This window comes from Suttonella sp. (genome assembly GCF_056855035.1).
This window is the reverse complement of the sequence record NZ_JBXGGR010000043.1, coordinates 1-11082: the sequence shown is the minus strand read 5'-3', so window position 1 is coordinate 11082 and position 11082 is coordinate 1. Positions and strand designations below refer to the sequence as shown.

Here is an 11082-nt window from a genome sequence, read left to right as displayed (position 1 = left end):
ATGAAATCCCAAACAAAAAAAACGCTGTTAGGACTCGGCGGACTGGCGATAGCCGCAACCACAGTCTCTTGGCTGGCTTCTTGGCTTTTCCGTGTATTGATGAGTTTTCCTGCAGGGCAAAGCGCGCTAAAAAGCCTCTTTAGCGGCATCGCCTTAAACCCAACGGTGCAGAGCATGCCGTTTAGCATCTTTAGCTATCACCAATACGCTGGGCAATATCCGCAGCAAATCAAATGGGCATGGATGCTGTCGGTGCTGGCACATGCGCTTATTGCCTATGCAATTTATGCGGCGGTGAAAAAAGCGCCGTCACTGTACGGCGATGCACGCTTTGCGACTATTGCAGAAGTCAGAAAAGCGGGGCTGCTCATCAAGCGCCCGTCTGCCAAACTGCCTGCGGATTTACACAAAAAAGGCTTATTTGCTGGTAAAGCCATTATTGTCGGCAAAATCGGCAACAACTATATCGGACTGGCCGATCAGCAATTTGTGTATCTCGCAGCGCCAACCCGTTCGGGCAAAGGCGTCGGCGTGGTCATTCCCGTGGGGCTGTCGTATGATCATTCTATGGTGGTACTCGATATTAAGCAGGAATTATTCGATATTACTGCTGCCTTTCGCGCCAAATGCGGGCAAGCCGTGTATTTGTTCAACCCCTTTGACCCTAAAGGCCGAACCGCACGCTGGAATCCGCTGTCATACGTCTCCCGCTCTGATGAGCTGCGTGTAGATGACATCAACCAAATCGCTATTTGCTTAATCCCTGACAGCGGCGGTGATGACAGCTTTTTTGAAGAATCTGCCCGCAAGCTCTTTATTGGTCTTGCACTCTACTGTTTGGACAAAGAACGCTGGTATCACGCCAACAACCTGCAATACACACCGACCATTCGAGAAATCCTTGATCTGACCACCAATTTTGAGGGTGAAGCGATCACACACTTCAACTCACTGATGGGCGATCCTTACGTCAGCGCGCTTGCCAAACAAACGATTAACTCTGCGGTATCGGCAGGTGATAAGACCTTTGCATCAATCCTCGCTACCCTCACCGCCAACCTCACACCGTGGTTATCAGAACCTGTGGTGAATGCTACCAGCGGTGATGACTTTGACCTGCGCGATGTGCGCAAAAAGCGCATGACCATCTATATCGGGATTCAGCCGAAAGATCTCGCCAAAGCAAAGAAAATCATCAATCTGTTCTACAGCCAGCTGATTAACGAAAACACCGCCGCGCTGCCGCAAAATGATAAGAATCTGCAATATCAATGCCTGATGCTGATGGATGAAGGCACGTCCCCTGGCCGTATTGCTGTGCTGGAAAAAGCCGTGAGTTATATGGCGGGTTACAACATGCGCATGCTGTTTATCGCACAAAGTCCGGCACAGCTGCAAGACCGTGCCGTATACGGCGAACACGGCGCACGCAACATACTCACCAATGTCGCTTTGAAAGTCCTCTACAAGCCCAATGACGTGGCAGACAGTGAAGAGTATTCCAAATTACTGGGCAAAATCACGGTCAATGAAGACACGCAAAAATCCCGCGGCGGTGGCAACAAAGGCGTATCCCACACCGAAAGCCTCAATCAGCGTGACTTAATGATGCCGCAAGAACTCAGACAAATGAGTAAAGACAAAGAAATCATCATGTTTGAAGGCATCAGCCATCCCATCATGGCCGAGAAAAACAAATATTACGACGATCCCGTCTTTGTCTCGCGCTATAAACCCTATCAAGGCAAAGCCAAAGTCTTACCGCTGAAAAAACGTTTAAACGCAGAAGAAAAAGACCAGCAAGAGCGCGAAAACGTCCGCAAAGACATTGATGGGTTAAGCCGCCAAACGCAAATTCTCGAGGACAGAATCAAAGGTACGCTCTACAAGCATATCGAAATCACCGTACTTGGCAATTTTATCGGCCGCAGTATTGAAAGCAGCGTGCAGGAAAGTACCGCTGCGCAAGCCAGCGCCGCTTAACCGTCCCAGTTACGCCAACTCGCCTAAAAAAAGGAAAATCTTATGGAAAAAATAGAACTTATTGACTACAGCCGCAAAGTCGAAGAAGAGAAAAAACAAGGACTTTTAGAAGGTCAAGACAATGCCTATCTGCGCCCGCAAACCGTTATGCCGGAACAACGGTCAATGCCGCACACGGCTGACCAAGCCAGCAAACCTTCAGCCCCGCAAAGCGCTTCCGAAAAACAAAGCGCCGACACAGAAAAAGACGGCAAAAGCACGCCGACCCGCGCAGATGAACACACGGTGGGCAATATCGATCTCAACTACAGCTACTACCGTTTCAATGCGGGCAATCAATACACGGAAGTCAAAAATAATGCTTTAGCAAAACTCGCGGGCAAAGAAGCCGTATTCCAAAGCAAAACTGACGGCTCAAAAATCCATGTACATAAAGACAAAATAGCGATCGACAACACGCCTGAAAACATCACCGCTGCTCTAGACATTGCGCAAGACAAAGGTTGGACAGCCATCAACATCAAAGGCGGCTCAAAACAAGCACAGGCGGAATTATGGTTTCAGGCGCAGATGCGCGGTTTAGACACGCGCGGCTACAAGCCCAGTGAGCAAGACATGAAACGCCTATTGGGCGCGCAAGAACGCGAACGCCAAGCGCAAGAAGAAAAGCTGGCCAAACAAGCCGAAAAGCTCACCGAAAACTTGGACATCAAACCCAAAGCGCCTGAACCATTATCAGAAAAAGCAGCAGAAAAACCGCAAGAAAAAGTGCCAACGGCAGAACAGCCCGCTGCTGCTAAAAAACAAGCTGAAACACAATCTCCGCCTGCCGTGACGGCTGAAAAAGAAAAAGACGCGTCTGGCGATGAACGAATAGCTGCCGCTAGAAAAGAAATCATGAACGAAGTCGAAAAATATTTCCCGCTGGATGAAAAAGAATACAAAGAGCTTGATCGACAAATAGAACAGCAGCTCACTTATGCGGTCAAAGGCGGCAAAGGCGATCTCAACAAAATAAAAGATGATATTAAAAAAGGTCTGCCGATAGTAAGACAGGAATTAGACCAAGCAGCAAAACTCGAGCAAAGCAAAGCCATACGGCAAGCGGAAAAAAGCGGGCAAACGCCCTCAAAAAATCCCGCAGTGCAGGCAGCAGCCAATAGCGCACAGCGCAAACCAAAAGAAGAGCGCAGCCGATGAAGACGATAAAGCAAGACATTGAATATTTGAAAACAAACGGAGGACAACATGCCAATTGAATATCAAAACGAACTTTACTGCTTCTTTTTCCTCACAAGATGGAGACCCCTATGAAATCATCAAAAGCCTTATTGTTAAGCCTCATACTGCCATTCGGCAGTTTCATCAGCACACCGGCACTGGCAGTATCAGAAGACGAATGCGCCATTTGGCTCTGCGCACCTGGTGGATTTCCTGAAGGTTGCAGTGCAGCAAAGTCAGCGATGATAAAACGTATCAAAAAAGGCAAATCTCCGCTGCCCGATTTTTCGTCTTGCGCGGTTAAAGATGAATCCACAGGCACCGATCCAAAGGACTTCACTTACTCATTTGACCGTATTTTGCGAATAAGAGAGCACCAAGTATGCACTCATTGGACATCAGGGTACAGAAAAGACTATTGCGCATCTTATAAAACAGTGCCAGCTCATGATAGACATGGTTACAGCTGCTACATACAGCGCGGCAAAGATAATGATCCAGTCCTCATTCTGGGCTGCATCGGATCTTTTTATCGCATCAAAATCTTTGAAAAAGGACAGCAACTTGGCGAAAATTACTATTTTCAATAAAAATTGAAGTCTAGAGTGAGAGGATGATTATAACTCATCCTCTTTCAAATTGAATTTAACGCATAATAAATTAAAAATAATTTTTATGATTGAAAAAGATATAAGCAAAAAATATACACGTACACAACTTAGACTACCACAAAAACTTTATCAGGAATTAGTAAATTATGCCGAAATTAACAATCTATCCCTCAATTCTGCAATACTGGAATTATTATCAAAAGGAAGCAAATTTCCTTCAAACCTCATTTTTAGGTTGAATCATCGTAATATTTTAGATAATGATGATATCATTGAAAATACGACAAATTTTAAAATTATTCACTTGTCTAACGGAGTTAAGAGAATAATTTCTGGTCAATTGATGTATAAATTCATATTAGACTATAACACCATTGATTTGACAGAATTAAAATCTGGTATTGAACATTGTACTGAAGCCATTCTTAATACAAAAAGGTTAAAATCTCAATTTCAGAATTTCTTACCCCAAGGAAATATCTCTGTTAAATTAGAAGAGCAAAGATTAGATATTATTAATGAACATGGTCATTCTTTAAATTGGATCACTGTGGAAGATTATATTTGAGCACAAATTATAACTCATTTGGCTCAAACTAAATTTTTTCAAAAGTTTTCTTGCCACTCCCAGTGTTATCAGAAATAACAATAACCTAAGCCAATAAGTCGGCTGTTCAAGATTCAGCAATTAATAAAAAACAGGGCTAAATACCCTGTTTTAATCAATTATTAAAATCCACAATTTCATCTTATATTTTTTTCATAATTTTTAATATATAAAAAACCCAAAATCGCATAAATAAAACCAAAAAAATATAATAAAAAAACTCAGGAGCGACAATCGTTCATACAGAACAATTCTTGTAATATAAGTGTATTCCGACATGGTTTTATAATAGTTGTAATTATACAAAACAAGTGATAAAAACTGGATGAATAACATTAAATTAAATGGTCGAGAAAATATTATAATATATCTAGATTTTAAAGGAATAGGGTAATAAAAATAATTGAACGCAGCGGTCAATGCTGATTTTGATACAAACCATAAGCCTATAATATGTAGTAAACAAACTATAAAATCCAAATTTCTCGCCTCTTTATAAGCAGAGTCTTTAAGAAATAAAAAAATATTGGCAACGATAATTGCAGAAATTGACAAATAGTAGATAAGAATAATTTTTTTTAGAATAAATCCATGCTTTTCTTCAATAAATAAATGCCTCAAAGACATCCCTAAGGAAAATAAATGAATTTTTTCTGTATTCTCAGGTTTATTAATAAAATCACTAACCTATATCTTTTGATCTTTGTCATAAGTGTAAATACACTTATAGCCCTTAAGTTTATTTTCAGTAGAATTTTTATTTAAATCAATAACAATATTGTCATTTTCAAATTCTTCTGAATATATTTTATCAGTCATCGCTACATTCCTTAAATATGATACTTTGTTGAACATACTGCCTTATCATCATACTTGGGTTCCGCTACGCCTAGCCAAACCGCTAATGGATTGATTATAACCTCTTCATCCTTAAATTTATAGTATTTATATCTACAATATTTTCTGAATTCGTTCAAGCTACTTGGCAAAAATCCGCAACCATTGATACCTATAATGTCCATTGCTTCATAAATGTGATCTTTTCTTATTATGGTTCCACTATAAAGTTCAAATTCAGGTTCAATATAAAAAGGTTTATTTGTGTCTCTAAAGTAATGCAACTTTAAAATCCTTGTAAAATTACCTTTTTCATCGGCAATTTTTATGTAATTATTTTTACGCATAAACTTATCCATTTATAATTTTTTAACTCAAACTAAAATTCTTCAAAAAGTTTTCTTATTGCGCCTTTCTACCTCCCATTAATTAAATTTGGTCAACAATAATTTCTGTAACTTGTTTTCTTGCCCATTACTGTAAAGCTCGCTTTATATTTTTATTCTTAATAATCCCATAAAAATTAAATGGAAATTGGAGACCTTCTTTCCAATGTTTGATAAATGAACTTATGGGTACAATCCAAAAAGCAGATAAAGTTGAAATATTGAAAAGAATCGATCATTTTATTTCCTCAAGTTTATAAAAGAGTTTTGATGCACCATGCGTTACTGTCTTTCTTGTGATGTGCGGTTTTGCTGTTTCGCGTTCACGCTGGATTTAGCCGGCTGAGAGGCGATTAAAGTGATGTCAACGCCCGTGCGGTTAGCCGCTGCTTGAATCGCAGCAAGATCGGATTGCTTCGCGTTGCGGATTTCAAAGCCATTCACGCCATAGCGTGCTTTAGCAATTTCCAGCGCTTGCGCGATAACATCTTCCGTTCTGACTTTGACTTGTATTGACTGATAGCAGTCGAGGATAACGGTTTGCGCTTGTTCATCACGATATTCAATCATGCCATTTTTCTGTACTTTGACTTGATAACCTAAGTCAAAGGGTTTGAAAGCCGGTAAGGCTTGGCGCGGATTACGCAACTCAATCGTTAAAGCGTTGTATGAGCGTTTATCATCTTCAGTAGGATAAATCCGCTGCAGCTCACCAAGCGCCATGTTATTACCCGCATTTGCCTCTTCTTGGAGATATTTCAGATAACGCTCATGCGGGCGCATACGGTAATACACTTGCGCCTCTTGCCAATCGGATTTCGCCTGCTGGTACTCAGCTTTGCGCTGCTGTTGGTACAGTCTGCGTTTAACGGCATTTTGTGCGGCTGTTTGACTGTGGTCATATTCCCAGCGCCAGCGGGCTTTAATTGCATTGCGGCGCTGCCGATATTCATGATGCACAGTGGCTAACCCCGGCAATTGCGCTTCATAATTCTGAAACCGCTGCCACATCGCCTTTGATGTCATCGCCTGCTGCCGAAAACCGCCGCGATCCTGCTGTTCCAGCACACTATCCAGCACGCGCTTAGCTTCCGGCCATGAGAGATGCATATATTTTGTCAGCATGTCTGCGACCGATAAGCGGCGTGTCGCAGACTTGGAAGCAGCCACACTAGGCATCGTTACAACCATGCGGTCATAACCGTCTTTGTTGCGTTCTACGCTGATTTCACGCGTATTCAAATGATAGTGATAGCTGAGGTAATCGAGCAGCACACGGCCGTCAATATGATTGATTTTATCTGTCCAGCTTGCAGATTCTGATCTGGCAATCACTGCATCTGTACTTCCAGACCTTACTGCTCTTCTTTGATCTGAAACCAAGTACACGTCTGTATATTCGGTTTCTTGATTTCGCTCCAAACCATTGAATTGATCTGTTTGCAGTAGATCCGTGAGAGTAGCGAGTTCTCCCTGCCTTTGACTTCCATGACCACTGCTGCTGCGCAGTTCATGCACAGTGTATTCGGTACTTCCCGCTGAAATGGCAGTGCCGTCTCCTGCTCCTGCCCGCTGTTGTTTACGTTCTCTTGCTGGTTTTGCATAGCCTTCGATTTCAAAATCAAGATAGTCATCAATATGCGGTATCTCATCAAGATGCCGGATATCGTCCAAATGCGGTAAGTCGTCTAGGTGCGGAATGTCGTCAAACTCACGCAGCGCAATAGCAGGTTCTGCAAAGATTGAGGGGATTTCTGCTGTCAGCGGTTCAGGCTCAGGCGTTAAATCTACAATAGTCTTTTGATGCGCTTGCCAGCGCACATTGAGCCATTCCTGCTTGCCAGTATCATCCAGCGCATAATAAGCTTGCCGTATTTTAGGCGCGGCAACACCGACAAAACGCGCCTCAAGCGCAGCCCAGCCGTGCCAATCTACTAATAACTTTTCTGGCGCTTTATCACCCAAGAAAGCTTTAGCACTTTCTGCATCACGAGTTGATAGATACGCATCTAAAAAAACAGGATCTTTTAAGTTAATGGCTTTACGCTTACCGGAGTCATCAAAAGCAAAATTGATATATTTACCGCCAAAAGATTTTGAATCACGCACTGTAGCCGATACGCCTAATGCACGAATGACTGCCGCCAATTCTTCAACAGAGGTGATTTGCGGTTGTGCCTGAATAAAGTCATAAATACGATTTTTGATTTCTTTTACCGGCATATCCGCATGAATTTGATAACGGTCAATAATGGATTCTCTTCCCGTTTGAATGTCTCGTAAATTATCTTTTGGACTAGCAAATTTAAAATCAGTATTAATTTTTTCTTGAAACGCATCAATGTATTTTGTGATATTATTAATCCTGAAAACAGGATTATCACGTTCACCCGTAATTAAATTATATTCAGGAATTATGACATGAATATGCGGAAACCGCTCATACTCATTACCGCGTTTATCAGGTAATGCTTTTAAACGCGGTAAATGCGCTTCACTGTAATAATGAAATTCCCCATCAACACAAGCAGAAAAAATAAAGTCATGGAATTGTTTATCTATCGCCAGCAGATCAGATTCACTAATATGAGGTTCTTTGAACGAGAGAGTAATATGCAGATATTTTTGATATTGCTGTTCAGTATCAAAACTGTTCAAGACAGATTCAAGCTGAGGTAAAGAACCAGATAATGCAATTCGCTGATCCAACTCATCGCGATCATAATCACGACCGGATTTTTTACCGCGGGCGAGGTATTCAACAATACCGCCCGAACCGCCGGAGATTCTAATGAGCATCGCACAACCGCAGACAAAGATTCATCTGCGCCTCGATTGTGTCAAGAATCTTCAAATAATGAATAGTGTTTTCATAAGACAATTCATGTTTGAGATTCAGTGTATTCAAATGCCGTGCAATTTGATTCAGATTGTTACTGGACTTTTGCAGATAGCGCAGCGCGAGCAATCGATCACGCTGCACGGCAACAGGAACACGTCCGCGGAACACGGGGCGGCTGCTTTGCAGGCAGTCACGGATGATGAAGGAAATAGGCTTTCCAGAGTCTTCCGCTATTTTGCGCATGAGATTCTCGGTATCTCTTGGCAAACGGACTTGATAAGGACTGGAAAGCTTTTCTTTTTTCACGTTAGTGAACCTCCTAGATGACTTAGATTTGCTGCCGCTAGGCAGTGGGGTTTCAAAGGGGTATCCCCTTTGGCACGAACGAGACACAAAAAACGTCAGTTTTGTAGTGACTCGCCATCGTGCCTGTCTCCCTTACGACTCGAAGTATATTACATGTGTATTTAATGGTCAATAAATATAAAAAAGGTTGATTTTTATCCAAAGGGAGATGATAATGCCCCGAAATGGGGAATTAAGTCATAGATGAGAGTCAAATTCGCCCCAAAATGGGGAATTAAGTCATTTATGAAAGCAAAATCGCCCCGTTTTGGGACTTTTTTAAATTTTTTATGCCCCAAACTGGGGAATTGAGGTGGAAGTGAAACAAATTGATAGGTCGTACTTACTAAAACTTGTATGTACGGGTCATAGCAAAACATCAATAGCTGAAATGCTAGGAATTGATCGTAAAACGCTATACCGATATTTAAAAAAATATCCGTTATCAGATGATGACCTAAACAAAATTAGCTTTTCAACGCAACCTGTTCAAAATCTAAAAGAGGAAACTCAGCTAGAGCATGAATTTGATAAAAGTAAATCTGATGAAGGTTTGCCAGAAAACTGGCAACAAATGTCGCCAAAAGAACGCCGCGAGTACTTAGATAAAAATATCCTTGATGGCGATATGCAGAAAATTTTGAAGTGAAATAACAGGAGAATACTATGAAAATAGCCGTATTAAACTACAGTGGCAACGTCGGTAAAACAACATTATCTCGTGATATGTTGTATTACAATCTACAAAACTATGACTTAGTCACCATTGAATCTGTTAATAGTGACGGTAAAGAAAAAGTTATTATACGGGGTGAAGATGGCGACAAAATTTATACAGAATTGCTAGTGACTGATGATCTAATCCTAGACATCGGCTCATCAAATCTTGAAAACTATCTCAAGAATAGCGAAATTGAAAATGAGCTGATCTCATCTATTGACTTATTTGTGATACCTGTAACAGCTGAGAAAAAACAACAAGCAGACACATTAAAAACTGTACGCGATATTGTTGCTTTGGGTGCATCAAACAATATTGCCATTGTTTTTAATCAGATTGATGATAAAACAGACGTTGAAGAAGTCTTTTCAGATTTAATAAGTGCATTGATAAAATTAAAAGTAAATGTTAATCCTGAGAATACAATATTCCGTCATGACTTGTATAGCCGCGGACAAGAATTATCTGAAATGATCACAGATGATGATTTTAAGACCTTAATACTAGAAGCGAAGCAGGCTGGTGATAACAAATTAGCAAGAGAATATGCAGATCACTATATTCGGCAGACTAAAGTTAATAGGCTAATCAAAGTTTATTCCAACATTTTTGATAATCTTATGAAAATTGTGGGAGAGAAGTCATGACTGAATATCAGAAATCTGATCAAGCAGCTATGATAAGCGACCTATATGTTGGGATGATAGGCATTGAAGAACAGATCAAAAATTGCTCACACACCCTAAATCTACTCTCATCAGATATAGATACGCTTACAAGATCGTTAGGAACATTTGATAAACAATTGTCAACACATAAAAAAGAAGCTTTAGAAGATATTGCAAAAACAACCAAAATAATGGTTGAACAATGTTTGGAAGAACTGCAATCCAAGCTGTCGGTTCCTGAAAATCCACCAGCAACGGAACAAAATTGGTTCACTAAGCTCTTTCAGAGGAAGTAGCATCAGACAGATTTAGACCCACCGCATGGTGGGTTTTTTTGTGTTTTTTAAAAATTGAGATCTTTGCAAAACCTCACAAAATAGAGAAATTTCAATTTTTTGAATAGCGACGCCTGCTGGACGTGATCTAGCTGCCGCTCAATGCCTTTGGTTGGCCACAAACCACTATCATTAGCGCGGGTGCTAAATACTTTATTGTTCAATGACTTCTTACATATTCTTACATCATTCTTACATAAACATCTTATAAAAATTCAATATAATCAGAAGCTTCTTACATTCTTACATTTCTTACATCATTTTTATCTATATATTAAAAAGAAAAAATATAAAATAATTAAGCATTCATATATTTGTCAGTAAATAGCAACTTGTATTTATATGTTTTAAAATGCTATTTTTCTAATTTGAAAATAACCCTCTCTCCGCCACTAACGATTAAAAGCAGCTTGTCAAGCTGCTTTTTTTATTGCCTTTTTTATCTTTTCGGAAGATTAGAGCATGAATTCTTACCCAACATGACAAAAATTTAACTAATAAAATTAACGCCTTATAGCGACTTATT

At 40.5% G+C, this 11082-nt stretch carries 11 protein-coding genes; 7 read left to right on the top strand and 4 right to left on the bottom strand.

The window, feature by feature from the left end:
• The 4 genes from ACJHVI_RS03895 (at position 1) to ACJHVI_RS03880 (ending at position 4383) form a co-directional block, all read left to right on the top strand.
• Positions 1 to 1983 (top strand): type IV secretory system conjugative DNA transfer family protein, encoded by a 1983-nt coding sequence (locus ACJHVI_RS03895; RefSeq protein WP_483183312.1) that lies wholly within the window; start codon positions 1 to 3, stop codon positions 1981 to 1983.
• A gap of 42 nt (positions 1984 to 2025) precedes the next feature.
• Complete coding sequence (locus ACJHVI_RS03890; RefSeq protein WP_483183311.1) at positions 2026 to 3183, top strand: LPD7 domain-containing protein; 1158 nt, start codon at positions 2026 to 2028, stop codon at positions 3181 to 3183.
• Positions 3184 to 3293: 110 nt separating this feature from the next.
• On the top strand, positions 3294 to 3794 hold the full coding sequence (locus ACJHVI_RS03885; protein ID WP_483183310.1) for a conjugal transfer protein TraL: 501 nt from the start codon (positions 3294 to 3296) through the stop codon (positions 3792 to 3794).
• Positions 3795 to 3879: 85 nt separating this feature from the next.
• On the top strand, positions 3880 to 4383 hold the full coding sequence (locus tag ACJHVI_RS03880; protein ID WP_483183309.1) for a hypothetical protein: 504 nt from the start codon (positions 3880 to 3882) through the stop codon (positions 4381 to 4383).
• Positions 4384 to 5109: 726 nt separating this feature from the next.
• On the opposite strand, the gene ACJHVI_RS03875 is transcribed toward ACJHVI_RS03880, so the two are convergent.
• The 4 genes from ACJHVI_RS03875 to mobC form a co-directional block, all read right to left on the bottom strand.
• Positions 5110 to 5241, bottom strand: coding sequence for a hypothetical protein (locus tag ACJHVI_RS03875; protein ID WP_483183308.1), 132 nt, complete (start codon positions 5239 to 5241; stop codon positions 5110 to 5112).
• 11 nt (positions 5242 to 5252) lie between these two features.
• Positions 5253 to 5606 (bottom strand): hypothetical protein, encoded by a 354-nt coding sequence (locus tag ACJHVI_RS03870; RefSeq protein WP_483183307.1) that lies wholly within the window; start codon positions 5604 to 5606, stop codon positions 5253 to 5255.
• A gap of 321 nt (positions 5607 to 5927) precedes the next feature.
• Positions 5928 to 8444 carry a hypothetical protein gene (locus ACJHVI_RS03865; protein WP_483183306.1) on the bottom strand — a complete coding sequence of 839 codons (2517 nt, stop codon included), beginning with the start codon at positions 8442 to 8444 and terminating at the stop codon, positions 5928 to 5930.
• A complete protein-coding gene (gene mobC, locus ACJHVI_RS03860; RefSeq protein WP_483183305.1) occupies positions 8434 to 8793 on the bottom strand; it encodes a plasmid mobilization relaxosome protein MobC in 360 nt (119 codons plus the stop codon). Before mobC ends, ACJHVI_RS03865 begins: the two co-directional genes overlap by 11 nt.
• 352 nt (positions 8794 to 9145) lie before the next feature.
• On the opposite strand from mobC, the gene ACJHVI_RS03855 reads away from it, so the two are divergent.
• From ACJHVI_RS03855 to ACJHVI_RS03845, 3 genes are read left to right on the top strand one after another with little or no spacing between them, the layout of a single operon-like run.
• A complete protein-coding gene (locus tag ACJHVI_RS03855; protein WP_483183303.1) occupies positions 9146 to 9481 on the top strand; it encodes a helix-turn-helix domain-containing protein in 336 nt (111 codons plus the stop codon).
• 17 nt (positions 9482 to 9498) lie between these two features.
• Positions 9499 to 10200, top strand: a complete 702-nt coding sequence (locus ACJHVI_RS03850; RefSeq protein WP_483183302.1) for a hypothetical protein — start codon at positions 9499 to 9501, stop codon at positions 10198 to 10200.
• Entirely contained in the window at positions 10197 to 10517 is a 321-nt protein-coding gene (locus ACJHVI_RS03845) for a hypothetical protein (protein WP_483183301.1), read from the top strand. The genes ACJHVI_RS03850 and ACJHVI_RS03845 overlap by 4 nt, the downstream gene beginning before the upstream one ends.
• The last annotated feature ends 565 nt before the right edge of the window (positions 10518 to 11082 follow it).